This is a genomic window from Hymenobacter nivis, from assembly GCF_006439025.1.
Taxonomy (GTDB): Bacteria; Bacteroidota; Bacteroidia; order Cytophagales; family Hymenobacteraceae; genus Hymenobacter; species Hymenobacter nivis_A.
Genome location: NZ_RCYZ01000004.1, coordinates 396,174 through 422,665, shown reverse-complemented (window position 1 = coordinate 422,665; position 26,492 = coordinate 396,174). Strand labels below are relative to the sequence as shown.

Below are 26,492 nucleotides of genomic sequence, written 5' to 3'. Positions count from 1 at the left end.
ACCTACCCAAACAGGCCTTAAGTCAAGGGAAACCACAGCTGAAACGCACTGCCCGCTCCTTCAACGGAATTGACCTGAATGCTGCCCTGATGCAACTGCATGATTTTCTTGGCCAGGCTCAAGCCAATGCCGGAGCCATTGGGGCGGGTAGTGAAGAAAGGAATAAAGATGCTGTCCAGCACGTCGGCGGGAATACCGCTGCCATTGTCTTTCACCTCGATAACGACCCGTTCCTGTTCATCGGACCAGGCCAGCAAGCTAATCCTAGGGTTAGGGGTTTGGGTGACTGCCTGCGCCGCATTGAGCATTAGATTAATAAGTACTTGCTCCAGCAGGTGGCCGTCGGCGTGCAGGGTGAGGTGGGCAGGCCGGACGCTGAGAGTTACCTCAATGCCTTGCGCAGCCAGTTGCTCCGCCAGTAGCTGCCGGGTGGTCTGGAGCAACTCCTGCACGTAAAGGGTCGTGCGCTGCGGCAAAGCCAGGGTGCTAAAGTCCCGGTACACTTGGGCGAAGCGCACTAGCCCTTCGCTACGCTGCTGGATGATGCGAATGCCGGTGCCCACGTCGTCGAGCAACTCAGCGGAAACTTTCTGCTGCTGGGCGCTCTCTACGTGGCGGCCCAACGAATCAGCCAGCGAGGCAATGGGGGCAACTGAGTTCATGATTTCGTGCGTCATGACCCGTAGCAGTTGCTGCCAAGCGGCGGTTTCGGTGTCCGCCAGAGCCTGGCTCACATTCTTGAAGGCAAGGAGGGTAAACGCTTCGCCGCGTAGCTTAAACTGCGTAGCCGACACGAGCAGCTGCACCGTTTGGGGGCCCACCGTCAGCTTCACCACCTCGGGCTGGCCCGGCACCGCCCGGCAGATGGCCTCGTAGAGGACCGGCTGCCGGGATTGCAGCACCCGGATGTTTTTTAGGTACGGCAAGTGCAGCGTCTGCTTGAACGCCTCGTTCACCCAGGCCACGGTGCCCGCCGCGTCGTAGGATACGATGCCCGTATCAAGCAGCGCCAAGATAGTTTGCAGGTACTGAAACTGCCCTTCCTGCTCAGCACGCAACTCGCGAAACGTGGCATTGACTTGGTTGAAGGCTTCGTGCAAGGGCTGCAACGACGCCGAGATGGACTGCGCCGGGTACTGCCGCGAAAAATCCCGGTACTTCAGAGCCAGAGTAAAGTCGGCTAGCGCCTGCTGGCCGCGCATCAAATAGCGGGTTAGGTCCAAGACTAAGATTACCAGCAACCCTAGGGCCCCTAGGGATAGCCCGTAGGCGTGGTGCTGCGTGGCGTAGCCGCCCCCGCCTAACGCGGCCACTAGCAGTACTAATCGTCCCAGCAGGCGGAAATCCAAGCTGTTATATATCATGCTTATCGAGCCGACGGTAGAGGGCCGTGCGGGTGAGGCCCAGTTCCTTGGCGGCTTTGGTGAGGTTGCCCTTATGGCGCTCAATGGCCTGCTGGATGGTGTTTTTTTCTACTTCTAGCAACGGCAACGGATGCTCAATCACGGTCGCAGCTGCCGCCGCCGCCGCGGAAGCAGCTGCTGACTCAGCGTTCCGAAACGAGAAATCGGCCGGGAGCAGCACGGGGCCAGTCCCTAGGATAACGGCCCGCTCCACGGCGTGTTGCAGTTCCCGCACGTTGCCGGGCCAGGTGTGCTCCTGGAGCTTGCGCAGGGCGGCGGCACTGAATTCCGGCACGGGCTGCCGGTTGCGGGCGGCGTACACCTGCGCGAAGTGTTGGGCCAGCAGCTGTACATCGTCGTCACGTTCGCGCAGGGGGGGTAGCGTGATTTCGACAGTGTTGAGGCGGTACATCAAGTCCTGGCGAAAGGCCCCGCGGGCTACCAGTGCGTGCAACGGGGCATTGGTGGCCGACAACAGCCGGATATCCACCGGTACGGGGGTGTTGCTTCCTACGGGCACCACTTGGCGGTTTTGCAGGGCCGTGAGCAGCTTGGCTTGCTGTGGTATGGCTATGTTGCCAATCTCATCCAGAAACAAGGTTCCTCCGGTGGCCGCCTCGAACCGGCCCACGCGGCTGGCCTGGGCATCCGTGAACGCGCCCTTGGTGTGCCCGAACAGCTCGCTTTCAAACAACCCTTCACTTAGCGCGGCCACGTCGGCGGCCACGAAGGGCCGGGCAGCGCGGCGCGACTGCTCGTGCAGGGACTTGGCGACCAACTCTTTGCCCGTGCCGTTCTCGCCGAGCAGCAGCACGTTGGCTTCAGTTGGGGCGACCTTTTCAATGATGGCGCGCACTTCCTGCATGGCGGCCGACTCGCCTAGTAGGGCAGTAGTGACGGCCGGCTCAGGTGGCTTTTTCGGACTACCCCCACTTTTGCTGCCGGGTTTGGGTTGAAGGGCGGCGGCCAGCGTTTGAAGCAGCTGGTCGTTGTGCCAGGGCTTGAGTAGGAAGTCGGTGGCACCAGCTTTAAGGGCACGCACCGCCGTTCGCACGTCGCCATAGGCCGTAATGAGGATAACGGCCGTGGTGGGATTATGCTCCAGAATTCGGCCCAGCCAGTAGAAGCCCTCGTTGCCGGTCGCCTGGCCGCTGCGGTAATTCATGTCGAGCAGCACGGCGTCGAAATGCTGCTGGCGAAGCAGGGAGAGCAGCAGTTCCGGGTTTTTCTCCGTCACAACTTCCCGCACCTCGCTTTTAAGTAGCAGCTTGAGCGCGAACAGCACATCGGGCTCGTCGTCCACCACCAGAATGCGAGCATGCTTAAGAATCATGAAAAGAGGATGGGTAAAACGTAAAAGTCGGGGCTATCTGGCACCCGTACCAACTCAGGCCACATAAACCGTGCAAGCTTCTGAAAATACTGGATTTGAGCCGGCTAGGCCGTTTTCTGCCTGTTAAAGGATTTGAACTGTATCAGAACCGAACGGTCAAGTGTATCAAAACCAGACGCTCGGCAGCAGCTGGTAACCAGGATTTAAAATAGAACTTCTGATTATCAATGCGTTGTGAATAAGGCATCGTTCTTGGCATCTCCGGTCAGTAGCTTTTTGCGGCTACTGCCTGCGCCGAACCGAATGGATATCCTGATACCGAAGAGAAAGTGGTCGTTTGTTACCCGCTGGTGGTGGCTGGGGGCCCTGCTGCTGGTGGGGACGGGAGTGGCCGGCCTCTACTGGCCTAGGCCGGGCCAGCGGCTGCACGTCGCGGCCAGCCGGCTGACCATCAGTCCGGTCACGCGTGGCAATTTTCAGGAATTCACGGCCATCGACGGGGTAGTACAGCCCCTGCGCACCGTGTACCTGGACGCGGCGGAGGCCGGCACGGTGCAGCAAGTGCTGGTGGAAGAAGGAGCGACCCTCGTAGTGGGCCAGCCGTTGCTGCGGCTAGCTAACCCCGACCTGCAGTTGGAAATGGTAAACCGTGAAACGGCCGTCTACGACCTGATGAACAACCTGCGCAATACCCGCAACCAGCTGCTGCAAAACCGCATTCTGCGCCAAAATCAGCTAGCCGACATCGACTTCCAGCTGGCCGAGGCCCGGCGAGTGTTCGACACCAACCAAGTGCTCTACGACCAGAAGGTGATTGCGCGGCAGGACTACCTGCAGAGCCAGAACGCCTACCGCTACCAGCTACGCCGGCGGCAGCTCACGCAGCAGACCCTGCACCAGGATTCGGTGGCCATGCAGCAGCAGTTGGGCACCATGCAGGAATCGGTGCAACGCATGACCAGCAACCTGGCCCTGATGCGGCGCAAGATGGACGACCTGCTGGTGCGGGCCCCGGTCGGCGGGCGGCTCAGCTCGCTGGCCGCGGAAGTGGGCGAGGCCAAAACCCGGGGCCAGCGCTTGGGGCAGATTGACGCACTGGCGGGCGTGAAACTGCACGCCGCGGTGGACGAGTTTTACATTGCTCGCATCGCGGCTGGTCAGGTGGGCGAAGTGGTGGTGGATGGCCAGGCATACGCCTTACGCGTGACCAAAATCTTCGCCCAAGTGGCCAAAGGTCTGCAAATCGACCTAGCCTTTACCGGTACCCCACCACCGGGCCTGCGGCGGGGCCAGACCCTACTCATCCGGCTGGCGCTGAGTGCGAAGGCGCCGGCCGTGCTGTTGCCCAAAGGCAGCTTTTACCAGCAAACCGTGGGCAACTGGGCGTTCAAGCTGGGGACCGATGGTACGCGGGCCCAGCGGGTGGCCATCCGGCTGGGGCGGCAGAACCCCGATTATTACGAAGTGCTGGCGGGCTTGCAGCCCGGCGACCAGGTCGTAACGTCTAGCTACGAAGGCTACGCCGACCAACAAGAACTGGTGCTGGATAATGACCGTCCCTAGGTACCTAAAATTGACTAGTAAAGCAGGAAACTCATGATTAAGGCCGAAAACCTGGAGAAGGTGTACCGCACCGAGGAGGTGCAAACCAAGGCGCTGAACCACGTCTCGCTGACGGTGGAGCAGGGGGAGTTTGTGGCCATTATGGGCCCCTCGGGCTGCGGCAAATCGACGCTACTTAACCTGCTGGGCCTACTCGACGAGCCCGACGGCGGCAGCCTGCAACTGCTGGGCACCGAAACCAGCCGTTACTCCGAGCGGCAGCGAGCCGAGCTGCGCAAGCGCAGCCTGGGCTTCGTGTTTCAGAGCTTCAACCTGATTGACGAGCTAACGGTGTTTGAGAACGTGGAACTGCCTCTGCGCTACCTCGGCGTGGGGGCAACCGAGCGGCGGCAGCGGGTAGAACAGGTGTTGGAGAAAATGCAGCTGCTGCACCGGCGCAACCACTTTCCGCTGCAACTCTCGGGCGGGCAGCAGCAGCGCGTGGCCGTGGCCCGCGCCGTGGTGAACGCCCCGCCGCTGCTGCTGGCCGACGAGCCCACCGGCAACCTCGATTCGGCCAGTGGCCACGACGTGCTGGGGCTGCTGACTGAGCTGAACGAGGCGGGCACCACCGTGCTCATGGTCACGCACTCCGAGCACGACGCGCGGTACGCCCGGCGCGTCATCCGCCTGCTCGACGGGCAGGTGGTGCTCGAAAACAGCCGCAGCCAATTCTAACCGATTCCTCCCCCTTTGGCTCATGCTTCCCTACCCCCTGCTGCTCATTTACCGCAACTTTAAGCGGTTCAAAAGCACGTTCTTCATCAACCTGATTGGCCTCTCGACCGGCCTGGCCTGCGCGCTGCTCATCTACCTATGGATAAGCGACGAGCGCAGCTTCGACCGCTACCACGCCCTGGATGGCCGGCTTTACCAGGTGATGGAAAACCGCCGCACGGCCGCCGGCATCGAGACCCAAACCGGCACCATACCGCTGCTGGCCGAGGCCCTGCGACGGGAAATGCCGGAGATTGAATTTGTGGCCACCACCACGCCGGTCCCGTTCTTCCCCGCCTTCACGCTGGCGGCGGACGGCCAGCATCTGAATGCCGTCCCCAAGTACGCGGCCCCGGCCTTCTTCCAGCTGTTTTCCTACCCCCTGCTGGTGGGCACCCCCGCCACGGTGCTGCGGGACAAAGACGCCATTGTACTCTCCGAGGCCTTGGCCACCAAGCTCTTTCGGTCGCCGCAGAATAGCCTGGGCAAAGCCGTGGAATGGCAAATGGCCGACAGAAAACAGACCTGCCTGGTGGCCGGGGTGTTTGCCGGGGTGCCCCGCAACTCGTCCGAGCAGTTTGACTGCGTGCTGCCGTTTGCCTCATTTAAGGACCAGATGCAAATGAGCGAGACCATTAAGTGGGACGACGACGGCCCTTTCAACACCTACCTGGCCTTGAAGGAGGGGGCCGACCCCGCGCAGTTTCAAGTGAAGCTGGCGGGGTTGTTGAAAACCAAAAGCGCGCAGGCCCAGGCCCGGGGGCGCACGCTGTTCGTGCGGCCGTTCGCGGCGGGGTACCTGCACGGCACCTACGAAAACGGCGTTGCCACCGGGGGGCGAATTGCCTACGTGCGGCTGTTCGCCCTGATTGCCGCACTCATTCTGGTGATTGCCAGCATCAATTTCATGAACCTGTTCACCGCCAAGGCCTCGCGGCGGGTCAAGGAAGTAGGCATTCGCAAGGCCCTGGGGGCGAGCCGCGCCGCGCTGGTGGGGCAGTACCTGACCGAATCCGTGGTGATGGCCTTGCTAGCCCTGGTCGTGGCCGTGGGGCTGGTGCAACTCGTGCTCCCGCAGTTCAGCGAACTGACTGGCAAGCCGTTGGCCTTGCAGTGGGAGTGGCAGTTGGTGGGGGCCGGCCTGGCCCTGGCGCTGGGCACGGGGCTGCTGGCGGGCAGTTACCCCGCGTTTTACCTATCGGGGTTCCAGCCGGCGGCCGTGCTGAAAGGCAAGCTGCCGACTCGGGCCGGCGACGTGTGGACGCGGCAGGGCTTGGTCGTGCTGCAGTTTACGCTCTCGGTGCTGTTCATCGTGGCCGTGGTAGTCGTCAACGCGCAGCTGGCGTTTGTGCAGCGCCAGCCGCTGGGCTACGACAAAGCCCACGTACTTCGCTTTGATACCGGCGGCAAGGCGGCGCGCCAGCAGGCGGCGTTTTTGGCCGAGGTGAAGAAATTGCCCGGCGTCGTGCAGGCGTCCAGCGTCTTGGGCGGCTTCTTAGGGGGGCGCTACGTTGCGGAGATGAGCTGGCAAGGGAAGCGCCTGCCCGTAGGGACGATGCTGGTCAACTATGACCTGGTGGAAACAATGGGTATGCACCTGGTAGCCGGCCGCAGTTTTGCGCCGCAGTTCCGCGCCGACAGCGACGCCATCCTCGTCAACCAGGCCCTGGTGGCTGGCCTAGGGATGCCAGACCCCGTGGGCCAACAACTCGACGGGGCCCGCATCGTGGGTGTAGTCCGCGACTTCCACTACGAATCCCTGCACGAAAAAATCAAACCCCTTCGCCTGCAACTCGACCCCACGATTAACACGGTGCTAGTGAAGCTCCAGCCCAACGCGGAGCAGGCCACAATTGCGCGGCTTCAACAACTGTACGCCGCCTACAACCCCGGCTTTACGCTCGACTACACGTTTCTGGACACCGACTACCAGGCCCAGTACGTAGCCGAGCGACGGGTGGCGGTGCTCGCCCGCTACTTCGCCGGGCTGGCCATCCTCATTTCTGCCCTAGGCCTGCTGGGGCTGGCCGCCTTCACTGCCGAGCGGCGGCGCAAGGAAATCGGCATCCGCAAGGCCTTGGGCGCGAGCGAGCTGGGCATCGTCTGGCTGTTGACCAGCAGCCTGACCTGGCTGGTTGTCGTGGCCATCGTACTGGCGCTGCCTCTGAGTTACCTGCTCCTGCAGCGGTGGTTGGAAGGCTTTGCCTACCGCGTGGCGTGGCAGTGGTGGTACTTCGCGGCCGCCGGCATGGGGGCCCTGCTCATTGCTTGGCTCACGGTGAGTGTGCAGGCCTGGCGGGCCGCCCGTCGCAACCCCGTGCTGAGTTTGCGGGCAGAATGATATATTAACCAATACGGTCACTGAGCTTTATCAATGAACCTGCTCCCCTTCGTAGGCGCCGTTCAATGAAGCGGAAGAGGTGCTTTGATAAGCTCAGCACGACCGTGGGAAAGGAGCTTTTGACTAAATCACAACAGCTTCTCCGGAATTTTCCTACCGCACGGCGGGCGGGGCGACCAGCACGGCCGCGGGCGACACCAGTACCTCGCCGCGGCCTTCGGTACGCACGGTAGCCAGCGGATCGTGGGCGTAATAGGCCCCGGGTTCCACCACCAGCTGGCCGGCCACCACCACCTGGGCGTAGCGCCGCAGTTCCAGGGCCCCGCCCCGCTCGATGACCAGCCGGGCATTGGGCCCCAGGTAAAGCGTGGCCGTGTCGCCGGGCGCGGCGGCGGCCAGGGCCAGGGCGTGCCCCGCCCCCACCACGACGCGGGCTGAGTCGGTAGGGAGGACGGGGCCCCAAGCCACATCGAAGCGCCCCCGCACCAAAGTACCCGCCCCGCGCACCCGCAATTCCAGCCGGCCCGGGGCCCGCAGCACCGCCGGCAAGGGCGCCCGGGCATCGCCGAGCACAAAAGTAACCGGGGCCCCCGCGCCCCCCTTTGTACCCGGGCCGTTGCGCAATACGGTGGTTTCGCTGAACACCGGGCCCGCCAGCAACAGCGCCGGCCCAGCGGCCGCTGGGGCCCCCAGGGCACGCCACTCGAAGGTGCAACCGCGGAAATGGAACGCGGCGGCTGAATCGGCCGCGGCAGCGGCCAGCGGCACGGCGCGCAGCAGGGCCCCGTGCGCCGCCTCGAAGCGGCAGCCATCGAAGCGCAGGCCGCGGGCGTGGCCGTCGGAGAGCAGCAGGCCAGGGCCCAAGGCCGGGCGGCCGGCATAGGGCCGATCGGCGAAGGTGCAGCCAGTGAAGCGCGTGGCTTCGGCGGCCGTAGCCGCGGCGCAGCCGTGCACGAAGGCCCCGTACACCCGGCAGTTCTCGAAGGAGAAACCCGGCTGCGTTACCCACGCCGACCAGTTCGTGGTGCCCCAGAGGGTGCAGTCCACCAGCCGCACGTCGGCCGTGGCGGGCGGGTGCGGGCCAGCGGGCCGGTCCGACACCAGGCCCTGGCCACCGTTGTCCACAAAGCGGCAGCCCACGAAGGCCAGGTGGGCCACGGTGCCGCCCTCGGGCTCGACGTCGACGCCCGCGGCGGGGTTCGAGAACAGGGCCCGGCCCAGGCCGGCGTTGCGGGCCCGGGCCGTGTGGCTGAAGCTGCAATTGTCGGCCCGGAAGCCGTGCACCCCCGTCAGCGAAAGGCCCTGGCGGCCGTTGTAGTCGAAAGTGGAGTTTTCGAACCGGATGTTTTCGCGGGCCGGGTCGGCCAGGCCCGTGGCCAGGTGGTTGAGCACCTGCACCCCGTCGCGGCCGAAGTGGTGCACCGCCACCCGGCGCAGCGTCACCCCGCGCGAGCCCGTCACGAACACTCCGTCGAAGGGCAATTGAATGCCCGTATCGCCCCAGGCCCCACCCAGGGCCAACCGCGGGCTGTTGCCATTGAGGGCCAGGTCGGCCACCACCACGTTTTCGCAACGCTCCAGCCGCACGCACGTGCCGCCACTGGCCGCATAGGCCCGATCGGTAAAGTAACCCGGCGGCGGCTGAAACGCCCGGCCGGTGGCGGGGTCAAACGAGCCGTAGCGCAGGCCCGCGGCGTAGCGGATTTCGGTGCGGCCACTGTCTTGCCCGGCAATGGTGAGGTTGCGGCAGCCCACCAGCGGCAGCACGTCGTCGCCCCAGCGGTAGCCATTGGGTCCGGGCGCCTGCCGGCCCACCACGTACACCCCGCGGGGCACAAAGAGCACCGCCGGCACGGCCCCGTCGGGGCCCTGGGCGCGCTGGTTGAAGAACGCCGCCGCCCGCGCAAACGCCGCCTGGTCGTTGGTGCGCCCATCGCCCAGGGCTCCAAAGTCCCGCTTCAGGTCTTTGCGCAGCACGGCCGGGGGCCTCGGGGCCGGCCGGGCCCCCACGACCAGCAGCAGCCCGGCCCCGGCCAGCAGCGTAGCGGCGCGGCGATTGGCACTTTTTATGTCCATGGTGGGAAAGCAGCGGAAAACGGTGCTCACCTGCAAAGCTAGTGCGGCTGGAGCCGCGGCTAATTTCCTCGGCCATCCAAGACCGCAGCCCCGTTGGCTTTGAAGGTGCTGGGGCGGATACCAAGGGTTGACAAGTGCTTCTCCGGACGTCATCCCCTGGATTGCCAGCCACGGCACACGCCTTCGGGCATAGGAAAAGCAGTAAGCCAAAACTCAACCAGTCAGGCACACTACGCAAAAGCCCGCCACAAGCACAAGGCTCATGGCGGGCTTTTGTATACAATGAGCCTCCTGTCGGACTGATTGACTGGTAGTTATGTTCTTATTACTTCCTAAATCTGCCTGTTTATGGAAGTATTCGCGGCGGGCGCCTGGCACAAACCGGAAGAAATGGGCAGGGATTTTCCGCCAAACGGTCACACCCTTCAGCGGAGTGTGACCGTTTGAAGTGTGACCGTTTGAATTAGGGCGCCTCGCGCTGGCGCAGGGCATTAAAAGCGGCCAGCGTGGCGGCGTGGCGTTGGGTGGGGCGCGACTTGAGGTAGTGGCGCGTGGTGTTGATGCCCGCGTGGCCCACCGACTCCTGGATGCTCACGATGTCGTTGCCGCCTTCGTACTGCAGGGTGACGAAGGTGTAGCGCGCCGTGTGGCAGGAAATGGTTTGCCACAGGGGCACGACGCTCTCCAGCCGCTGGGTACCGATGCCGCGCACCACGGTCACGGGGCGCGTCAGGCCGGCGGACCGGGCAATGGTTTTGATGCCGGCGTTCATGGTCTGGTTGGTGGGCACGGGCAGCTGGCCCTGGTAGCGCTGCCAGATGGCGTAGGCCACCGGGTCGAGGCTCACGCGCACCTTGCGCTTGTTGCGGCGGGTTTTGTGCTGCACGTACTCCAGCACTGGCACGGCGGTGCCGTCCACGTGCTCCAGCTTCAGGTCGCTGGGGCGCAGCGTGGCCAGGTTGCCGTAGCGGGGACCGGTCAGGCAGTTGAAAACGAACACGTCGCGGATGGCGACGCGGCTGCCGGCATTGGTGCTGCCTTCCTTGAGGTCCAGCGGCTCGTGGGCGTAGAAGGCCATCACCTCGGCGTAGCTTAGGGCCTCGCGCTCGACGTCCTCCAGGAACGTGTCCTCGATGGCGTCGGTGGGCTGGCGGCCGAACTTGAGCAGGCGGCGCAGCAGCTTGAGGTACGAGCTGATGGTGTTGTTCTGCATGCCCACGCGGCCGGTGCGCGGCATGGTGGCCTCCTCCACCAGGTAGGTACAGAATTCTTCCAGCACCGGGATGCGGCCGTCGGCGTCGGGCAGGAACGCGGTGGGCGCAATGCCCGGCCGGAAGGCTTCGAGGCGGGTGATCAGACCCTGGGGCGCGGTGAGGCCCTTGGGCGAGAGCCGGGCCCGGCGCGCGCGCTGCCAGTCGGCGTAGAGGCCGGCCATGGTGCGGGGCACGGACGGGTCAGCCGCGGGCGCCGGCTTCACGGCGGCCGCTTTCCGGGCGGCTTTCGCAGCCTTGGCCGGCTTGAGCAGCGTTTGCAACGCGGCGGGCTCCAGGGGCACGCCGTCGAGCTGGGCGCGTTCGATGGCATTGCCCGCATCGGCTTCGAGCTTCACCAATGCGTTGTTGGCGGCCGAATAGCCCTTTTCAGCAGACTTGATGCGGCCCCGTAGGTCGTTCCAGTTGGTCGGCAGGCAGCTCTGGCCGGTGGCGGTGCGCAGGCGCGATTGCTTATCGGCCGAGCCGGCCCCGCTGCGGCCCCAGCGCACGTCGAGGTAGATGGGCCGCCGGCCATCGGCGGCGGGCTTGTTGTGCAGGTAGAATTTGACTGGCATCAGCGGTCGGTGGCGGCTTTGTGACCTTCAATTGCTGCATCAGCAGCCTTCTGATTAGTAATTGGAATGCTGCTGATGGTAAAAAGCCTGCCTTTAGGCAGGGTAGCTAACCACATGTAGACCTTCTTTCCTTGCCAATCCTGGCTTATGGTGGTGACTTTGGGTGAGCCGTAGGAAGACACCAGCATTTTTCTAATACCATCTGTATTATACTCGTCACCAGTTGAGCAGATAATTCCCATCAATTTGCCTTTATAAAAGGAATAGGTGGGCTCATAGAGCTTATAGCCACCAACTTTCAACTCAGCCGGTTTACGCCAGTAGAGTTTCACATTGCCCTGGTCCGAGTGCAGGTAGAGCTTGGTAAATGCCGACAAGGGGGCCCCAAAACGAGCCTCTTGAAATCCATACTTGTCATCTAGGCGCTGCAAACCCTGCGGCTGCTGTGCAGACTGATCCAGCGCAGTAAGCGTGGTGAATAAGCAGATTAGTGATAGTCTCATAAAATCAGCTTAAAAGCCGCACGGGCACTAGGCCATAGAATTCGCGGACTTCCCAGATGGAGTGGATGTGCTCGCGGGCCACAATGAAGTAGCCGCCAGCGCCGCCTGTGGCATGAAGCGTCAAGCCGTCGCGGTTGTTGAGGTCGTTGCTACGCACCGCCTTTACCGTTACCGTGTCATCGTAATCGACCACGCAGATGGTGTTGTGAAGGTATTCCCATTTGCTGTCCGGGACGGGCCAGGCGATTACCTGCTGGCCGGAATAGAGGGATGGCTCCATGCTGTCACCCTCAATATCGAAGACGATGGCATCGGCGTAGTCAGCTTCTGTTTTGCCCGGGGGCAGGCGAAAGAGCACCGTGTCGAACACGTCGCTGCTCATGTAGCGCTGCAAATGGGCGTAGTTGAACGAGGCGCGGGCTTTGAAGCTAACGCGCCGCAGCCACATCGTGGGGATGTCTGAAAGCAGCGCCACCGCCTGCACGTTGTTCTGACCGGCAGGATACAGAGAAATATTTTGGGCCTGTGCTACAAAAGTTGAATTACTGCCATTTAAAAGGTAGTCAGTAGACACATTGTAGAGTGTTGCTATCTTTTTGAGTGTTTCGAAAGAAGGAGCACTGTTGCCAGTTTCAAATTTTGAAATAGCACTCTTAGTCAACCCAAGACGCGCAGCCAGCTCGTCTTGGGTTATTTTTTGCCCTTTCCGTAGCAATTTTAGTCTCCCAGAAAGTCTTTGTCCGTCAGTCATTTACAGTATTAATAAGATCGTAGCTGCTCTTTTTACTCAACTTTATTTTAAAGTATCAGTAATAGTCCTCATATTTGCTACTACTAACAACAACACTAGCAAGGTACACCAGATGGAATCGACCACACCCCTAAAAATCCGGGACTTGATGCCTGAGGGCTACCTCGCCCAACTCATGGACCGCACGAAGTGCATGAGCTACGCGAACCTATCGCAGCTCGTGCGCAACCAGCACCACACGTCCAAATACTGGCCCGCCATCCTGGCCCTGGCCGAGGAAACCAACCCCGAGGGCTTCGCCGCATGGGCTGCAGCCAACCCCGACAAGTTGCCCCAGGTCGCCGCCTGATGCGCCACCCCCGCCTCTACGCCCGCTTAACGGGCCTCGTGCTGCTGGCCCATCTAGGCGTCTGCCTCTGGCTAGGCTACCTGCTCTTCAAGCTCTAACCCCCTCATTTTCTTTCACCTATCCTTTTTCCATTCGCACGATGGACACCAAACCCTTATTGCCTTCCCTACGCTCGGCCCTAATGCCGAAGGAGGCGCTTTCCCTCGCCGATGGCTTCCAGGCCGGCGACCTGCTGCACCTGGCCGCGGCGGTCGCCCACCGCCCCACTGGCACAGTGCTGCCCGTGCTGGGCCAGTGCCGCTGCCTCGACGCGCAGGGCCGCGCCTGGCGCCTGCTGGCCTACGTGCCGGCCTCGCCCCAGGAGTGCACTACCTACAGCGGGCGGACGGCCCGGCGCTTCCCCGAGGAAGGGCAGCAGGAGCAGTGGTTCGGCACGCTGCCGGCCATGCTCTTCACCGAAATCGACGTGACCGACTACGCCGAGGCCTTGCGCCTGGAGCGCTGCGTGGAGGCCAAAGTCATTGCCATGTACCCGAAAACTGGCCCGGCTCTGCGCCAGGCCGCCTAATCCACTGCCTGCCCATGGAAGCTGCCCTGCCGGCCCCCCTGTCCCCCAAGGCCACGGTCTTCACCGTCGAAAAGCTGGCCGAAGTGCTGTGCATCAGCACCCGCTCGGCCTACGAGCTGATCCGCCAGGGGCTGATCAACTACAACTGCCTGGGCAAAAAGAACTACCGCGTGACGGAAGCCGACGTGGTGGACTACCTCGAAAGCACCAAGGTGCGCGCCGCTGCCTAGCCATGCCCCGGACCTGCGAAGAATCCATCGCCGCCCGCGCCTGGGCCAGCAAGCCCCGGGCCGTGCCCGCCGCCGCACCGGTGCTCTGGCCCCTGGCCCAGCTGCTCACTCACCCGCTGGTGCGGCCCGTCGAGCGCCGCGCCGCCCGCGCCGAGGTGGCGGCCCCGCACGTCGGGGGCCCCGGTGCCGCCCTGCTCGCCGTCCGCCAGCGCCTGCAGGCCCTGGTGGCCCAACGCGAAGCCGCTACCCCACCCGCTTACCGCCACCGCTACGCTGCCTAACGCTACCGCCTCATGCACCACACCACTGCTAAAAACAACCGCAACGCCGTCCTGCTGCTGCTCTCCGTGGTGGAAGTGGCGCTGCTGGCTATCAAGCATTTCGCTCACCTCTAATCCCATTCGCACGATGGACCAATACCCACTTTTCGCCGTGACCTTGGTGGCCTCGCCGCCGCCCACCGCGCCTCCACTGCTCGACTTGCAGGCCCTGCACGCCAAGCTGCTGCCGCTGGCCCTGGAGGCCGGCCACACCGCCCTCTCGCTCAGCGCCCACTACGCCGGCGACGTGCACGGCGCGCACTACGAGGCCTGCGCCACGGGCGGGGACAGCGGCTACCGCCGCTACATCAGCTGGCTGGAGCCCGGCGATGCCGACCGGGGCCCCCACTTCGAGCGCGTGCTCACCGAGAAGCTGTCCGAGCAGCGCGGCTACCAGGCCGCCGTGAATACCTGCCTGGCCAAATCCCTCCACCTGGATCCGTCCACAGCCTGCCCCGCCTGATGAAAGTGCCCACACATTTCGGCTGCATTTGCCGCTGCTCTACGGCCCGCGCCCAGGCCGAGGCCCACGCCGCCCGGCTGGCTACCGCCCGCGCGCTGAACCGCACCGCCCGCCGGGTTGAAAATATCGCGGGCCTGGGCCTGGTGCTGCTGCTCGCGCTGGCCGGCTGCACCCGGGCCCCCCGGCCCAGCGGCCAAAAAGCGGATTACCACCAGGAGCACCCCACCGGGGGCCCACGCACCGTGCGGACATAAAAAGGCCGGTGTGGGTCGCACCCCACACCGGCCTACGGCGCCTTCTGGAATCAGTCAATAATCCTCCAACGCTTTCGCAAAGCTACGCCCATGGACCCTTACGAGAATCCGAGCCCCTTCACGCCGGCCGAACTGGCCGCCTGCTGCCGCCGCGTGGCCCTCAACGTGCCCGAGCAGGTCGAGCGCCTGGCCGCGGCGGCCGACCACTTCGAGGCACTGGTACCGCCGGTGCCGGTGCTGTGGTCGACGGCCGAGCAGCGCACCGAAATCGACCGCCTGATCAAGCACCCCCTCATTACACGCCGCGAGCGCACCAAAGTGCTGCTGCGCATGCACACGCTCAACGACGACATGGCCACCCGGCTGATTGCCAAACTGGGCCGTGCCATCGACGAGCGCGAGAACGGCCCGGGCGAGGCCCAGCAAGACCTCTCGCAGCTGCCCTGGCTCCAGACTGCCTAGTATTTCTCCGGCCCTGCGCAAGCGGGGCCCTCTTTTTCACCCCTCCCCCCTGCCCCATGCGCGAAGCCTATTTGACCGGCGGCCCCCCCGCCCCTGCCGAAGCCGAACTGGCCGACGTGAACCTGACCAAGGTCAAGATCAGCCGCAAAGATTCGACGCTCTACGCCGAGTACAGCGAGGGCGAGTCCAATGGCTTTGCCGAGAAAACGGCGCTGCACCACCGCCCGGTGCACGCCGACCTGGAGGCGGCCTTCGCCCGCGTGGTGCCCCACTTCCTGCTGCTGCTGGAGATGTTGCCCGGGGTGCAGCAGGGCGAGGAGTGGCTCAAGAAAGACAGCCTGGCCTTTCGCTACCTCCTCGAGGATGGCAAGCTACACGAGTTCCCGGAGCTGGCCGACTTCGCCGTGACGGGCTACTCCTACTCCAACAACGGGGGCGTGGTGGTGCTGGGCCGCAAAACGCTGCGCTCGGGCAAGGTGGTGAACCTGACCACGCCGCACGAAGTGCTCGACCCCGACCCCATCACAGGCATGGAATACGAGCACCTGTTCTCCCTCAGCTCGGAACTCGGGGCCTGCGACAAGCAGGTGCGCCAGTACCTGGCCGGCAAGTCGGCCCCCTACGTGCAGCAGCAGGAGCTGGAGCTGGACTTCGACGCCACCGATGGGAGCACGCTGGCCCCGAACACCACCCGGCCCAGCGGGGGCAAGAACGCCGCGGCGAACGACCTCTTTTAATCACGCAGAAGGGCCGCGGTTGCAGCCGCGGCCCTTCACTTTTTCTCACCCACTAACCCCTAAAAGTATGGCAACTACCGCAATCCGGCCCGCCAAGCGTGCGCACCGGGCCACCAAGCACCTGAAGCCCGCCCCCGCGCCGCTCGACCCCACGCCCCGGCCCACCGAGGCCGTGCAGCACACCACCAACTACGGCGCGTTCCGCAGCATCACCAGTAACCGCGAGGTGGACGAAACCCACGTCAAACGCCTGATGGAGAGCATCCGCAAGGAGAACCTGCTGCACCTGCGCCCGCTCGACGTGACGGCCGACTTCGGCGTCATCGACGGCCAGCACCGCCTCGAAGCCGCCGAGCGCCTGGGCGTGCCGGTGTACTACCAGATGGGCCAGCTCAACCAGGGCCACATCGCCGTGCTCAACTCGGTGAGCAAGCACTGGAACAGCCTCGACTACCTGAACTTCTTCACGCTGGAGGGCCACGAGGAATACAAAAAGGTTTCGGCCTTCGTCAGCAAGCACCCCAAAATTCCGTTCTCGGCCACGCTCTGCCTGCTCTCGGAGAGCAGCCGCGGCAACCTGCCCACCTTCAAGGCCGGCGGTTTCCGGGTGAGCCGGGCAGAAAATGCGCATTCGGTGGCCACTTACTGCGCCGACTTCGCCGAGCGCTTCCCCCACTTCAAATTCGCTTTCACCGACACGTTCGTGAAGGGCCTGGATATGGTGGTGCGCTCAGGCCAGTACAGCCACGAGCGCATGCTGCGCAAAATCGACCTGCAGCCCCGCATGCTGGTGCGCTGCCCCTCGGTGCTGGAGTACGTGAAACTCCTCGAGGAGCTCAACAACTACAACGCTGCCCCAGCGCAACGGGTGCGCTTCCGGTAGTGAGCATCCAGGTCATCGAGCCGCTGACCATTGGCCAGCCGAGCCAGGCCTTGCGTGCCAAGTTCGACTATGCCACCGAGGGCCAGCACCTGGCCGATGTGCGCGCTGAGCAGGACCGACTAAAGGAAGCACGGCGCACGATACCCTATCAGTGGAACCACTTGGGGCTGTGCACGAACCCAGACTATATCTACCAAGCTGCCCAGGGTGAGCGCGAATACGTGGCTGTCACGGTGGCCCTGGCACCCGGAGAGCAGTGGATTGGTGGCTTTGTGCTCAGATTCTTGGAAGGTGGCCACTCTGTACTGCCCTGCCTGAAGCACAAAGGCTCTTCTAGCCGTGATGCTGCCATCGAGGCGGCCGCAACGAGCTTACTGAACAGCTCCTTACTCAGGTTCGTGTCGCCTGAGCTAGTCAGCAATGTGCATTTGCTGGCTCCAAACGCCCCGCAGGTTCCTGCCCTTACCCCGCTTCAATTGGCCTACAAGCCAGGCCAACAGCTCCCACTTTTTTAATCCTCTCCCGTGTCAAAATTCATCGTTAGCAGCTCCGCGCTGCTCAAAGTCCTCCAGCCCCTGGCCAGCGTCATCGCCTCCAACCCGGTGGTGCCGGCGCTGAGCAACTTCCTCTTCCAGGTGACGGGCGGCACGCTGGCCATCACGGCCAGCGACCTGGAAATCTCCATGACCACCCAGCTGCCGGTGGAGAGCGGCGCGGGGGCCATCGACACGTGTGTGCCGGCGCGCCTGCTGCTCGACCTGCTCAAGCAACTGCCCGACCAGCCCATCACCTTCGACGTGGACGAGGATACCTATCAGGTCGTGGTCATCACCGCCAACGGCCGCTACAAGCTGGCCGGCGATAATGCCAGCGACTTCCCCAAGGTGCCCGTCATCGGCCTGGGCGGGGGCTTGGAGATTCCTTCCACCACGCTGGCCCGGGCCATCAGCAAAACCATCTTCGCCATCAGCACCGACGAGCTGCGCCCGGCCATGACGGGCGTGCTGCTCCAGCTCGAGGCGGACCGCATCACGTTCGTGGCCACCGACGGCCACCGGCTGCTGCGCTACCGCCGGCTCGACGTGGGCGGCGGGGCGGGCGCCAAGAACGTCATCGTGCCCAAGAAGGCCTGGGCCCTGCTCAAGAGCACGCTGCCCAGCGAGGCGACACCGGTGCAGGTGGCCTTCACGGCCAGTAATGCCTCCTTCAGCTTCAACCAGCTGCGCCTGGTGTGCCGGCTTATCGACGAGCGCTACCCCGATTACGAGAACGTCGTGCCCATCGTGAACCCCAACAAGCTGCTCATCAACCGGGCCGAGCTGCTGAACGCCGCCCGCCGGTGCGGGCTGATGGCCAACCGAACCACGCATCAGCTGCGCCTAGACCTGGCAGGCTCCGAGGTGACTATCTCGGCCGAAGACCTGGACACCCAGAACGAGGCCAGTGAGCGGCTGGTGTGCCAGTACGACGGCGAGGATATGAAAATCGGTTTCAACAGCCGCTTCCTCATCGAGATGCTCACCAACCTGAATGAGGAGGAGGTATCGCTCGCGCTGAGCACGCCGAACCGGGCCGGCCTACTGGCGCCCGCGCAGCAGCAGGAAGGCGTCGAGGACGTGCTCATGCTCGTGATGCCGGTCATGCTCAACAACTACGTGTAGCGCCACCGGGCCCCGCTGCGCATGCCGTGGCGGGGCTTTTAGGGCCCCACGTGGGCGAATCCGAATCCTTTCCCAGTTGCCCCTGACCATGGCCCGTCCCGCCCGCCACAACGCCGAGTATTTCTCCCACACCGCCAACCTGCGCAACGACCGGCGCATCAAGGCCATCCGCACCCAGTGCGGAGCCACCGGTTACGGCGTGCTCGTGATGCTACTCGAAGCCCTCACCGATGCCAACCACACCCAGCTCGACACCGAGGAACTGGAGCTGGAGCTACTCGCCGGCGACTTCGGAGTTTCTGTCACAGAAATCCACAGCCTGCTACAGATTGGCGAAAAGGTGGGGTTTTTCGCCCGAAACACCGCTGGTTTCCTTATCTGCCCCGACCTCAACGACTGGCTGGCCGAGGTGTTTGAGAAGCGTAACCGCGCCAGAAACGCAGCAAAACCACCTAAGTCCGGGGTTTCTGTCACAGAAACCCCGGTAACTGTGACAGAAAACCCACAGAGTAAAGTAAAGGAAAGTAAAGAATTACCTAACGGTAATTCTGAAAGTAAAACACCCCCTACCCCCGGGGTGGGCGTCTTTCAAAAAAAAATAGGGGTGCCGGTTTCCGAAGTTGAGCCCTGGGCCGACGCGCCGAGCGAAAGCCCCCCCGTTGCACCGCCCCCCCCGGCCTGGCTGGAAGAGGCCCGGGAGCTGGCCGCCGGCATGTACGGCTTCTGGGCCCTCACCCACCTGCAGGCCGACGCCCAGCGCCGGGTGCTGGAGTTCGTGCAGGGCCGCTACGCCGCCGGCGCGGGGCCCCAGCTCGCTGAGCAGTTCGTGGCCTACCGCGCCTTCAAAACCGAATCGCAGGAGCGGGCCCACAGCTGGAAAAACTGGATTGCCGCGCCCGGCGACGGGCAGCTCCCGGGCTGGCAGGAAGCCAACTGGCCCGACAAACTCACGACTTACCGCAAAACGACCCATGAAAAAGGCACTCCAACGCGTCGCAGCCCTGTCGGCGCAGATGCAAGTCAACGGCACCACCTCCCGGCCGTCGTCTCCTTCGCCGGTGATGCGGCTTAGCACCGGCGGGGCCCGGTTCACGCTTCCCGCCCCGGAGACTTTCCAGCCCACCGACATCCGCGAGCTCTCGCTCACCGACGCCGAGCAGGGCCTGGTGCTGGCCCAGGCCCGCAAGGACAAGTACACGGCGGCCCACGAGCAGTGGTACCGCTGGAAAATCACCCAGCAGGAGCAGCCCCAGGCCTTCACCTTCGAGCAAATCGGCGCCTGGTTCCAGGCCGAGGCGCGCCGCCGCCTGGGCCGCGACTTCGTCATCGACGAGGCCAACCGCCGCATCGTGCGCCTGCTCTGCCTCTACTTCGCCGAGGACCCCCGCTTCGAGTCGGAGGGCGGCGGGCGCCTGGACAAGGGCCTGCTGCTGCGCGGCGGCGTGGGCTGCGGCAAAACCACGCTGCTCACCATCTTCAGCCACAACCCGCGCCTGCCCTTCCTGGTGAAGCCCTGCCGGGAGCTCGTGGGCGAGTACACCGAGCAGGGGCTGCCGGGCCAGCCCGCCGGCGGCGAAGATGCGCTGGCCATCTACACCAAGCTCATCCCCCGGATGAAGGGCAACGACGCGGCCTACAACTACCGGCCCGACATCGGCCTGGCCCTCGACGACATCGGTACCGAGGACTGGACGGCCCGGCACTTCGGCCGCCAGCTCAGCGTGGTCGAGCACGTGCTGGGCTACCGCGACGACGCCGTGGTGGCCGGGGACATGCCCCGCTGGGCCACGCACGCCACCACCAACCTGCCCTTCGACGACGTGCACGACGCGCAGGGCCAGCTAGTGCTGCGCGGCATCGGTCACACCTACGGGGCCCGGGTCCGCTCCCGGATGCGGGGCCTTTTCAACGTGCTCACTTTCCCCGAAACCGCGCCCGACCGCCGGGCCTAAGCCAGCATTTCCATGGAAACTACCCCTGAACCCACTGCCGCCCCCGAACCCGTCTTCAAACTGACGCGCCTCGTGGCCACCTACTACCAAGAGCCCGACGAGCTAGACAGCAACCAGTCCACCGACCAGCGGCTCACCGTGGGCTTTGAGAACATGTACCTGCAAGGAGGCCCCGAGCCCTACGTGTGGCTTAAAACCAAGCGCTGGGCCACCACAGCCGACGAGCTGGCCGCTTTGCTGGCCGACTTCGCCACCCGGGCCCCCGAGCTGGCCAACCCGCCCGCCCTTCCGGTACCGTCCCACGCCGGCCGCGAAGCTGAAGCCGTCAAACCGCAGCTGATGCACCAAATACGTCCCCGCGAGTCTGACCCTGAATTCTGATGCGCACGCCTCCCGAATACCTCGCCGCTGCACTGGCGCAGCAAGAAGCTGCCCGCCTGCTGGAGGGCGGGGCCCCGCTGGCCACCGACGCGCCCGACACCCCGCTCGTGCCCCGGGCCACCGCCGAGGCCGCCGTGGCGCTAGCCCTGGCCGATGCCGAGCGGTACCGCCAGCTGCTCGTGGGCGCCGCGCTTAGGTCAAAACCTGCGCCCGCCTGCCTGGGTGATTGTGCTACTTGCCCGACTCGTGCCTGATGGCCCTGCGCACCGCCTCTCGTGTCGATGGCAACCAGCCCCGGATAGTCAGCGCCCTGCGCCAAATCGGGGCCAGCGTGCTGCACGTGCACCAGCTCAAGAACTGCTTCGACCTGCTCGTGGGCTACCGCGGCCGCACGTTCATCATCGAAGTAAAGGACCCCGCCCAACCGCCCAGCGCCCGCCAGCTCACGCCTGGCGAGGAAGAGTTCCGCCGCACCTGGCGCGGCTCCCCTTACCACATCGTGGAAACCGTCGACCAGGCCCTGGCCATCATCACCCAGCCATAAAAAAATATCGTTCGGCTTGTTTACGCATCTTGGCCAGACAGCTTTTGGGCTAGTGGCAATGCTTGAACAAGCCGAACGACGTGCTTTTCCCTTATTGATTGTCTATACACGCTGGTCAAGGCCTCCTAGCAATCTCATTGAAGCTAAGTGCCTCAGCCCTCCTATTAGCTACAGCTAATATATGTTAGTGAGTTGTTGTTATTGAGTTCAACCCGGAGCCAATGCCCAGGGAATTGAGTTTGCTCTATCGACAGACTCACGCCGCCCCGTAAATCCTTCATCAAGCGTAAGAATGCCTGCTGATTCACCGCTACGCTGTTGTTGACGTTGATGCCATAGCTGACATATAAGTTTTGTAAGTCGGCCCGCTTGGCAGGGGTCGTTAAGTAGCGGTCACCAAACACGGAAAAGAAGTAAGCGTCGGATGCTACAAGGGAATACACTGGCCCGGCTGCTGTATAGATTTCGAAATTAAAGTAGCTTGGTACCTTGGCCCCCGGCAAGGTAAATCTGGCCGTATAATAATTGTACAAATCCGTCACGGTGTAAATGGAAAGCATACCCGCCGTATGGGTGCTCATTATGCCATCTAACGGAGCAGGTTGGGTGGTATTGGGATAATAGGGATAGCTAATGGCCACTTCAGGCTGATTAGGTCCGGGAGATAGTTCAGACGCCGCCGGAGTGGGATTGCCGCCAGACACGTCATAAGAATACGCGTAACCGGAGGTTTGTGATTGACTTACTCTGCTGCGCAGTTGGTTGGCCAAAGTCCTGTGCAGCGGTATCGACATATAACCATTGGCATTACAAACCACGTCTGCCTGAGTGTCGCCGGGCTCCCCACCAGGGTCACTGGGAGGTGTATCGATGCCGCCGCCGCCGCCGCCGTCATTGCCGTCTACGCAAACCCGGCCGAGGTTTTGTTCCGAAACGATATGCCCCTGGGGATCATAAGTCGTTTTGATTACATTCCAGCACTCGTCAGCAACCAGATTAGTGGCGACTGCCGAAGCGGGTTTTTTGCCTTGCGCGGGTTCTGGCGCTGCCTTCGAACAGGCTTGTAAGCCAGCTCCAGCCATGGTTAGCCCACCTAACAGCAGGCAGCTGTAATAGAATGATTTTGACATGTGTGAAGAGGAAGTAAGTGAGCTGTAATTATAGTTAAGAATGTGATTACAGAAATGTTAATTTATTTAAGCAGTAAACAATTGTGCTTATTTTACGCATTATATCGGTGTACACTTCTGTACATTTCACTCCCGCGCATGTTCACCCCCGGCAAAAAGCCCAAGCCCAAACGTCTGACGCCGAAGCAGCTGCGCTTCGTCGAGGAATACTGCGTGGATTGGAACGGCACGAAAGCCGCTGAGCGGGCCGGTTTTTCCCCGAAATCGGCCCGCCAGCAGGCCGCCAACATGCTGGCTGAGGAGCACATTCAGGGGGCCGTAGCCAAGCGCATGGAGGGCTTCTCGATGTCAGCGGCCGAGGCCATCGCCAAGCTCGCCGACTGGGGCCGCGGCACCGTGGGGCGCTTTCTGAAGGTGAACGAGGACGGCGTGGCCACCATCAACCTGGCGCACGTCGAGGCGAAGGAGTACCTGCACCTGCTCAAGAAGGTGAAGCAGAAGCGCCACATCACGCGCACCGACAACGGCGAGTTCGAGGACATCACCACCGAGATCGAGCTGCACGACGCCAAGGACGCCGTCGACAAGATTCTCAAGCTGCACGGCCGCTACGCGCCCCAGAAGTACGACCACACCACCAACGGCAAGGACCTGCCCAGTGGGCCCCCGCCCAACATCTACATGCCCGACAATGGCCGGTAGCGCGCGCATCGCAAAGCCGCGCAACAAGGTGGCCGCCGACCGCGCCCCGGGCGTCTACCCGCAGCCCGGGTTTCAGCTGGCCGCCTTGAGCACGTCGGCCGATATCGCCATCATTGGCGGCGGGGCCGGCGGGGGCAAGACCTACACGCTGCTCATGGAGGGCAGCCGCCACCAGTACAACCCGGACTTCGGGGCCGTCATCTTCCGGCGCACCTACCCGCAGATCGTGAGCGAGGGCGGCCTCTGGGACACGGCCAAGGCCCTGTACCCGCTCGTGGGCGCCGTGCCCCGCGAGAACCAGATGGACTGGAAGTTTCCTTCGGGTGCCGCCGTCTCGTTTCGCCACCTCCAGTACGAGCGCAACGTGCTCGACTGGCAGGGCTCGCAGGTCCCCCTGCTCATCTTCGACGAGCTCACCCATTTCACCAAGTACCAGTTCTGGTACATGCTCAGCCGCAACCGCTCCACGTGCGGCGTGCGGCCTTACGTGCGGGCCAGTTGCAACCCCGACCCCGACTCCTGGGTGGCCGAGCTCATCGGCTGGTACATCGGCGAGGACGGCTTCCCCATCCCGGCGCGCGCCGGTGTGCTGCGCTGGTTCACGCGTGATGGGGAAACGATGGTCTGGGGCGATACGCCCGAGGAGGTGATTGCCAAGGCCCCCCACCTGTTTGCGGGGGCCCTGGCCGGTGTGCGTCCCAAAAGCTTCACCTTCATTCCAGGCAGCATCTACGAGAACAAGAAGCTACTCGACGTAAACCCCGAGTACCTGGGCAACCTGATGGCCCAGGACCCCGAAACCCGGGCCCAGCTGCTGGAGGGCAACTGGAAGGTGAAGGTGGACGGGCTGGCCTTGTTCGAGCACCAGCGGCTCTACGACCTGTTCAGCAACCACCTGGCGGTGGAACGCGAACCCCTGCGCTGCATCACGTGCGACCCGGCCGGCTTCGGGCGCGACATGTGCGTCATCATGGTGTGGGTGGGCTACGAGTGCGTGGCCGGGGCCGTGCTGCGCAAGTCAGACAACCAGCTGGTGCACGCCGGCATCGAACTCCTGCGCAAGGCCTGGCGCGTGGCGGCCAGCGACACGCTCGTGGACCAGGACGGGCTGGGCGGGGGCGTGGTGAAACTCGGCGGCTACGCTGGCTTCAGCGGCGGCGCGCAGGCCCTGGCCGAGCCCGAGACGGGCATCCGGGAGGCTTACAAAAACCTGAAGACGCAGTGCTTCTACCGCTACGCCCAACTGGTCAACTCGGCCCTGACCACGTTCACCGTCACTACCGACAACTGGACCATCGACGGCAAGCGCGGCACCAAGCTCATGCTCGGCGGCAAGGAGGTGGATATCCGCGACCTGATCCGCGCCGACCTCAAGGCCATCAAGCGGGCCAAAGCCGACGCGGAGGGCAAGAAACACATCAACACGAAGGAGGAGCAGAAAATCCTGCTCGGTGGCCGCTCGCCCGACTTCGGCGACTGCGCCTCGCAGCGCGCCTGGTTCGACGTGCGGCCCCGGCCCGCCAAGCCCTGGTTCTTAAAAAGGGTGAATTGACCCTTAACGATTAAAAGTGCAGCCAAACAGCTGGGAATTACGCCGTAATATTACTTGGTCATTTACCTTATACTGCCAAGCCATGAAAGAAATGAAGATTTCTATTGAGGAGCAAAGTAAAGTGTTTAAAAAGCACCTTAAAGAACCGGATAACGAACGCATCATTTTTTCGGCAGCATTCGGCGCTGGTAAAACCTATTTTTTAGATGAGTTTTTTCGCTCAAATACGGAAAAGTATTTGAGAATTAAATTAACACCTGTTAATTACTCTGTTGCGAGCAATGAAGATATTTTCAAACTAATAAAGTTTGACATTCTTTTTGAGTTACTTGCGAGCCACGGTGTTGAACAACCAGGAAAAATTAGAATCCGCCCAGATATTTACTATGGCCTTAAGTTATCAGGCAAGATTGATAGCTTTTTCACGAGTATCACTTCGTTTTTTGGTGCCCTAAATAAAGACAATAGCGAAGCTATTTCAGTAATTAGTGCTCTAGCAGTAATCTATTCTCAAGTTGCTGAGTTTACTGCTAATGGCACTGAGATACCAGAGAACCCTGAGGCAACTGCTTTCCTTAAGACAATGATGGAAAGTTATTATAAGGAGGCTGATGACGTAACAAGATTGATTGAATCCGTTTTAGACCAGCTAACCAGCGATGATGATGGGAAACAGACACTCAAAAAAGTGTTAATAATTGACGATTTAGACAGACTTGATCCTGAGCATATTTTCCGGCTATTCAACGTTTTCAGTGCACATTTCGACTATAATAAATCAGATCGAAACAAATTTGGTTTTGACAAAGTAATTTTCGTCTGTGACATTCAAAATATCAGAAATATATTTCATAGCCGATACGGAGCCGAAACAGATTTTTCTGGCTATATAGACAAATTCTTCAGTCAGGAAATTTTCTATTTTAATAATGAGCAAGCAATTAAAAAATGTGTTAATTATTTATTAAATCAAATTAAAATAGAAAATAGAAACGAGACTGCGGAAATATATTTATCAACTAATATTTTACAAGGAGCTAATCACACAGAGAAATGGATAGTTTACTGGGTTTTATTTGAGCTAATAGTTTCTGGTGCATTAAAGCCCCGTCGTATTTATAGTCCACACAAAGCATGGACTTTCCCGACAGACACTATCAACATTAAAACAAAACAGCAGTATCCAAAAGAAATACCCATTTATACTGTTCCCACAATAGCATCCATTCAATTACTTAGTTCAATCTTAGGTGGCGGCGAACAGTTATTACGCGCAGTTAAGCACGCAGCTGGACAACCCAGAAGCATCGAATACGATAACATAACCGACTCAAGCTTCACTAAACGATTAGTTGCCAGCTTAATGATTGTTGATTACCATAATCATAAGTTTGATATTAGCGAAGAGTTTGGCAGGTCTAAAGAGTTTTTTTATACTCATCCCGACGGAAGAACCATTGGGTATCGCCTGGGTCTAGATACAGGTCAGCGTGAGTTATATCGTACTACTGCGTTGGAAAATAGCCAAGATATTCCATTTTTCGAACTATTGCCTATCATGGTGCAAAAGCTTCTTGCTGATAAAAGAATCCAATAATCTACTCTAATTTTCTTATCTCTTTCCACAGACCCGCTGGTTGTCCCAGCGGGTTTTTTTACGGGCCTGGCTATTGAAGCACTGCTAATGGCTTGCGCAAATCCATTATAATTGTGCTTACTTTACGCTCTAATTACGGCAGCTAAGGGACGG

The 26,492-nt window shown here is 61.8% G+C and carries 29 protein-coding genes; 22 read left to right on the top strand and 7 right to left on the bottom strand.

Features of this window, described 5'->3' with window-relative positions:
• Positions 1–17: 17 nt before the first annotated feature.
• Positions 18–1,364: a sensor histidine kinase gene (locus EAH73_RS12150; RefSeq protein WP_140466862.1), complete on the bottom strand. Its 1,347-nt coding sequence runs from the start codon at positions 1,362–1,364 to the stop codon at positions 18–20.
• Positions 1,354–2,736 carry a sigma-54-dependent transcriptional regulator gene (locus EAH73_RS12145; RefSeq protein WP_140466860.1) on the bottom strand — a complete coding sequence of 461 codons (1,383 nt, stop codon included), beginning with the start codon at positions 2,734–2,736 and terminating at the stop codon, positions 1,354–1,356. Before EAH73_RS12145 ends, EAH73_RS12150 begins: the two co-directional genes overlap by 11 nt.
• A gap of 303 nt (positions 2,737–3,039) precedes the next feature.
• Here EAH73_RS12145 and EAH73_RS12140 point away from each other — a divergent pair, with 303 nt between their 5' ends.
• The 3 genes from EAH73_RS12140 to EAH73_RS12130 are packed head-to-tail and all read left to right on the top strand — an operon-like array spanning position 3,040 to position 7,396.
• Positions 3,040–4,299 carry an efflux RND transporter periplasmic adaptor subunit gene (locus EAH73_RS12140; protein WP_140466858.1) on the top strand — a complete coding sequence of 420 codons (1,260 nt, stop codon included), beginning with the start codon at positions 3,040–3,042 and terminating at the stop codon, positions 4,297–4,299.
• A 33-nt stretch (positions 4,300–4,332) separates the two neighbouring features.
• Positions 4,333–5,016 (top strand): ABC transporter ATP-binding protein, encoded by a 684-nt coding sequence (locus EAH73_RS12135; protein WP_140466856.1) that lies wholly within the window; start codon positions 4,333–4,335, stop codon positions 5,014–5,016.
• Positions 5,017–5,038: 22 nt separating this feature from the next.
• The gene (locus EAH73_RS12130) at positions 5,039–7,396 is read left to right on the top strand and encodes an FtsX-like permease family protein (RefSeq protein ID WP_140466854.1); all 2,358 of its coding nucleotides are present in this window, start codon (positions 5,039–5,041) and stop codon (positions 7,394–7,396) included.
• Positions 7,397–7,549: 153 nt separating this feature from the next.
• Here the strand turns inward: EAH73_RS12130 and EAH73_RS12125 are convergent, their stop codons facing one another.
• The 4 genes from EAH73_RS12125 to EAH73_RS12110 all read right to left on the bottom strand — a co-directional run bounded on the left by EAH73_RS12125 (position 7,550) and on the right by EAH73_RS12110 (position 12,554).
• Positions 7,550–9,472: a right-handed parallel beta-helix repeat-containing protein gene (locus tag EAH73_RS12125; protein ID WP_161599525.1), complete on the bottom strand. Its 1,923-nt coding sequence runs from the start codon at positions 9,470–9,472 to the stop codon at positions 7,550–7,552.
• A 463-nt stretch (positions 9,473–9,935) separates the two neighbouring features.
• Positions 9,936–11,300, bottom strand: a complete 1,365-nt coding sequence (locus tag EAH73_RS12120; RefSeq protein WP_140466850.1) for a tyrosine-type recombinase/integrase — start codon at positions 11,298–11,300, stop codon at positions 9,936–9,938.
• The gene (locus EAH73_RS12115; protein WP_140466848.1) at positions 11,300–11,803 is read right to left on the bottom strand and encodes a hypothetical protein; all 504 of its coding nucleotides are present in this window, start codon (positions 11,801–11,803) and stop codon (positions 11,300–11,302) included. The genes EAH73_RS12120 and EAH73_RS12115 overlap by 1 nt, the downstream gene beginning before the upstream one ends.
• A gap of 4 nt (positions 11,804–11,807) precedes the next feature.
• Positions 11,808–12,554 (bottom strand): XRE family transcriptional regulator, encoded by a 747-nt coding sequence (locus EAH73_RS12110; RefSeq protein WP_140466846.1) that lies wholly within the window; start codon positions 12,552–12,554, stop codon positions 11,808–11,810.
• 112 nt (positions 12,555–12,666) lie between these two features.
• On the opposite strand from EAH73_RS12110, the gene EAH73_RS12105 reads away from it, so the two are divergent.
• The 16 genes from EAH73_RS12105 (at position 12,667) to EAH73_RS12030 (ending at position 21,358) form a co-directional block, all read left to right on the top strand.
• Positions 12,667–12,903, top strand: a complete 237-nt coding sequence (locus EAH73_RS12105) for a hypothetical protein (protein WP_140466844.1) — start codon at positions 12,667–12,669, stop codon at positions 12,901–12,903.
• A gap of 139 nt (positions 12,904–13,042) precedes the next feature.
• Entirely contained in the window at positions 13,043–13,471 is a 429-nt protein-coding gene (locus EAH73_RS12100) for a hypothetical protein (protein ID WP_140466842.1), read from the top strand.
• A 14-nt stretch (positions 13,472–13,485) separates the two neighbouring features.
• Positions 13,486–13,701, top strand: coding sequence for a helix-turn-helix domain-containing protein (locus EAH73_RS12095; RefSeq protein WP_140466840.1), 216 nt, complete (start codon positions 13,486–13,488; stop codon positions 13,699–13,701).
• Between the two features lie 2 nt (positions 13,702–13,703).
• Positions 13,704–13,982, top strand: coding sequence for a hypothetical protein (locus EAH73_RS12090; protein WP_140466838.1), 279 nt, complete (start codon positions 13,704–13,706; stop codon positions 13,980–13,982).
• Positions 13,983–14,109: 127 nt separating this feature from the next.
• Entirely contained in the window at positions 14,110–14,484 is a 375-nt protein-coding gene (locus EAH73_RS12085) for a hypothetical protein (protein ID WP_140466836.1), read from the top strand.
• Positions 14,484–14,738, top strand: a complete 255-nt coding sequence (locus tag EAH73_RS12080) for a hypothetical protein (protein ID WP_140466834.1) — start codon at positions 14,484–14,486, stop codon at positions 14,736–14,738. The genes EAH73_RS12085 and EAH73_RS12080 overlap by 1 nt, the downstream gene beginning before the upstream one ends.
• A gap of 90 nt (positions 14,739–14,828) precedes the next feature.
• Positions 14,829–15,200 (top strand): hypothetical protein, encoded by a 372-nt coding sequence (locus tag EAH73_RS12075; RefSeq protein ID WP_140466832.1) that lies wholly within the window; start codon positions 14,829–14,831, stop codon positions 15,198–15,200.
• A 56-nt stretch (positions 15,201–15,256) separates the two neighbouring features.
• Positions 15,257–15,937, top strand: a complete 681-nt coding sequence (locus EAH73_RS12070; protein ID WP_140466830.1) for a hypothetical protein — start codon at positions 15,257–15,259, stop codon at positions 15,935–15,937.
• Between the two features lie 67 nt (positions 15,938–16,004).
• Positions 16,005–16,820 (top strand): ParB N-terminal domain-containing protein, encoded by an 816-nt coding sequence (locus tag EAH73_RS12065; protein WP_161599524.1) that lies wholly within the window; start codon positions 16,005–16,007, stop codon positions 16,818–16,820.
• Positions 16,820–17,335, top strand: coding sequence for a hypothetical protein (locus EAH73_RS12060; RefSeq protein ID WP_140466826.1), 516 nt, complete (start codon positions 16,820–16,822; stop codon positions 17,333–17,335). Before EAH73_RS12065 ends, EAH73_RS12060 begins: the two co-directional genes overlap by 1 nt.
• A gap of 9 nt (positions 17,336–17,344) precedes the next feature.
• A complete protein-coding gene (gene dnaN / locus EAH73_RS12055) occupies positions 17,345–18,481 on the top strand; it encodes a DNA polymerase III subunit beta (RefSeq protein ID WP_140466824.1) in 1,137 nt (378 codons plus the stop codon).
• A gap of 88 nt (positions 18,482–18,569) precedes the next feature.
• The gene (locus EAH73_RS12050) at positions 18,570–19,553 is read left to right on the top strand and encodes a Lin1244/Lin1753 domain-containing protein (RefSeq protein WP_140466822.1); all 984 of its coding nucleotides are present in this window, start codon (positions 18,570–18,572) and stop codon (positions 19,551–19,553) included.
• Positions 19,453–20,433, top strand: coding sequence for a hypothetical protein (locus tag EAH73_RS12045; protein WP_140466821.1), 981 nt, complete (start codon positions 19,453–19,455; stop codon positions 20,431–20,433). The genes EAH73_RS12050 and EAH73_RS12045 overlap by 101 nt, the downstream gene beginning before the upstream one ends.
• A gap of 12 nt (positions 20,434–20,445) precedes the next feature.
• A complete protein-coding gene (locus EAH73_RS12040; protein ID WP_140466819.1) occupies positions 20,446–20,814 on the top strand; it encodes a hypothetical protein in 369 nt (122 codons plus the stop codon).
• Positions 20,814–21,068, top strand: coding sequence for a hypothetical protein (locus EAH73_RS12035; RefSeq protein WP_140466817.1), 255 nt, complete (start codon positions 20,814–20,816; stop codon positions 21,066–21,068). The genes EAH73_RS12040 and EAH73_RS12035 overlap by 1 nt, the downstream gene beginning before the upstream one ends.
• Positions 21,068–21,358: a hypothetical protein gene (locus tag EAH73_RS12030; RefSeq protein ID WP_205012993.1), complete on the top strand. Its 291-nt coding sequence runs from the start codon at positions 21,068–21,070 to the stop codon at positions 21,356–21,358. The genes EAH73_RS12035 and EAH73_RS12030 overlap by 1 nt, the downstream gene beginning before the upstream one ends.
• Before the next feature lie 164 nt (positions 21,359–21,522).
• On the opposite strand, the gene EAH73_RS12025 is transcribed toward EAH73_RS12030, so the two are convergent.
• Positions 21,523–22,488 carry a hypothetical protein gene (locus EAH73_RS12025; protein WP_140466815.1) on the bottom strand — a complete coding sequence of 322 codons (966 nt, stop codon included), beginning with the start codon at positions 22,486–22,488 and terminating at the stop codon, positions 21,523–21,525.
• A gap of 138 nt (positions 22,489–22,626) precedes the next feature.
• Between EAH73_RS12025 and EAH73_RS12020 the strand changes: the two genes are divergently transcribed.
• The 3 genes from EAH73_RS12020 to EAH73_RS12010 all read left to right on the top strand — a co-directional run bounded on the left by EAH73_RS12020 (position 22,627) and on the right by EAH73_RS12010 (position 26,339).
• On the top strand, positions 22,627–23,190 hold the full coding sequence (locus EAH73_RS12020; protein WP_161599523.1) for a terminase small subunit: 564 nt from the start codon (positions 22,627–22,629) through the stop codon (positions 23,188–23,190).
• On the top strand, positions 23,180–24,742 hold the full coding sequence (locus EAH73_RS23465; RefSeq protein WP_140466811.1) for a terminase large subunit domain-containing protein: 1,563 nt from the start codon (positions 23,180–23,182) through the stop codon (positions 24,740–24,742). The genes EAH73_RS12020 and EAH73_RS23465 overlap by 11 nt, the downstream gene beginning before the upstream one ends.
• A gap of 82 nt (positions 24,743–24,824) precedes the next feature.
• A complete protein-coding gene (locus EAH73_RS12010; protein ID WP_140466809.1) occupies positions 24,825–26,339 on the top strand; it encodes a P-loop NTPase fold protein in 1,515 nt (504 codons plus the stop codon).
• Positions 26,340–26,492: the final 153 nt, after the last annotated feature.

What these genes read in the sequence shown, in the direction of transcription:
- EAH73_RS12150 (WP_140466862.1), bottom strand. Translation starts at nt 1,364, where the DNA reads ATGATATATAACAGCTTGGATTTCCGCCTGCTGGGACGATTAGTACTG.
- EAH73_RS12145 (WP_140466860.1), bottom strand. Translation starts at nt 2,736, where the DNA reads ATGATTCTTAAGCATGCTCGCATTCTGGTGGTGGACGACGAGCCCGAT.
- EAH73_RS12140 (WP_140466858.1), top strand. Translation starts at nt 3,040, where the DNA reads ATGGATATCCTGATACCGAAGAGAAAGTGGTCGTTTGTTACCCGCTGG.
- EAH73_RS12135 (WP_140466856.1), top strand. Translation starts at nt 4,333, where the DNA reads ATGATTAAGGCCGAAAACCTGGAGAAGGTGTACCGCACCGAGGAGGTG.
- EAH73_RS12130 (WP_140466854.1), top strand. Translation starts at nt 5,039, where the DNA reads ATGCTTCCCTACCCCCTGCTGCTCATTTACCGCAACTTTAAGCGGTTC.
- EAH73_RS12125 (WP_161599525.1), bottom strand. Translation starts at nt 9,472, where the DNA reads ATGGACATAAAAAGTGCCAATCGCCGCGCCGCTACGCTGCTGGCCGGG.
- EAH73_RS12120 (WP_140466850.1), bottom strand. Translation starts at nt 11,300, where the DNA reads ATGCCAGTCAAATTCTACCTGCACAACAAGCCCGCCGCCGATGGCCGG.
- EAH73_RS12115 (WP_140466848.1), bottom strand. Translation starts at nt 11,803, where the DNA reads ATGAGACTATCACTAATCTGCTTATTCACCACGCTTACTGCGCTGGAT.
- EAH73_RS12110 (WP_140466846.1), bottom strand. Translation starts at nt 12,554, where the DNA reads ATGACTGACGGACAAAGACTTTCTGGGAGACTAAAATTGCTACGGAAA.
- EAH73_RS12105 (WP_140466844.1), top strand. Translation starts at nt 12,667, where the DNA reads ATGGAATCGACCACACCCCTAAAAATCCGGGACTTGATGCCTGAGGGC.
- EAH73_RS12100 (WP_140466842.1), top strand. Translation starts at nt 13,043, where the DNA reads ATGGACACCAAACCCTTATTGCCTTCCCTACGCTCGGCCCTAATGCCG.
- EAH73_RS12095 (WP_140466840.1), top strand. Translation starts at nt 13,486, where the DNA reads ATGGAAGCTGCCCTGCCGGCCCCCCTGTCCCCCAAGGCCACGGTCTTC.
- EAH73_RS12090 (WP_140466838.1), top strand. Translation starts at nt 13,704, where the DNA reads ATGCCCCGGACCTGCGAAGAATCCATCGCCGCCCGCGCCTGGGCCAGC.
- EAH73_RS12085 (WP_140466836.1), top strand. Translation starts at nt 14,110, where the DNA reads ATGGACCAATACCCACTTTTCGCCGTGACCTTGGTGGCCTCGCCGCCG.
- EAH73_RS12080 (WP_140466834.1), top strand. Translation starts at nt 14,484, where the DNA reads ATGAAAGTGCCCACACATTTCGGCTGCATTTGCCGCTGCTCTACGGCC.
- EAH73_RS12075 (WP_140466832.1), top strand. Translation starts at nt 14,829, where the DNA reads ATGGACCCTTACGAGAATCCGAGCCCCTTCACGCCGGCCGAACTGGCC.
- EAH73_RS12070 (WP_140466830.1), top strand. Translation starts at nt 15,257, where the DNA reads ATGCGCGAAGCCTATTTGACCGGCGGCCCCCCCGCCCCTGCCGAAGCC.
- EAH73_RS12065 (WP_161599524.1), top strand. Translation starts at nt 16,005, where the DNA reads ATGGCAACTACCGCAATCCGGCCCGCCAAGCGTGCGCACCGGGCCACC.
- EAH73_RS12050 (WP_140466822.1), top strand. Translation starts at nt 18,570, where the DNA reads ATGGCCCGTCCCGCCCGCCACAACGCCGAGTATTTCTCCCACACCGCC.
- EAH73_RS12045 (WP_140466821.1), top strand. Translation starts at nt 19,453, where the DNA reads ATGAAAAAGGCACTCCAACGCGTCGCAGCCCTGTCGGCGCAGATGCAA.
- EAH73_RS12040 (WP_140466819.1), top strand. Translation starts at nt 20,446, where the DNA reads ATGGAAACTACCCCTGAACCCACTGCCGCCCCCGAACCCGTCTTCAAA.
- EAH73_RS12035 (WP_140466817.1), top strand. Translation starts at nt 20,814, where the DNA reads ATGCGCACGCCTCCCGAATACCTCGCCGCTGCACTGGCGCAGCAAGAA.
- EAH73_RS12030 (WP_205012993.1), top strand. Translation starts at nt 21,068, where the DNA reads ATGGCCCTGCGCACCGCCTCTCGTGTCGATGGCAACCAGCCCCGGATA.
- EAH73_RS12025 (WP_140466815.1), bottom strand. Translation starts at nt 22,488, where the DNA reads ATGTCAAAATCATTCTATTACAGCTGCCTGCTGTTAGGTGGGCTAACC.
- EAH73_RS12020 (WP_161599523.1), top strand. Translation starts at nt 22,627, where the DNA reads ATGTTCACCCCCGGCAAAAAGCCCAAGCCCAAACGTCTGACGCCGAAG.
- EAH73_RS23465 (WP_140466811.1), top strand. Translation starts at nt 23,180, where the DNA reads ATGGCCGGTAGCGCGCGCATCGCAAAGCCGCGCAACAAGGTGGCCGCC.
- EAH73_RS12010 (WP_140466809.1), top strand. Translation starts at nt 24,825, where the DNA reads ATGAAAGAAATGAAGATTTCTATTGAGGAGCAAAGTAAAGTGTTTAAA.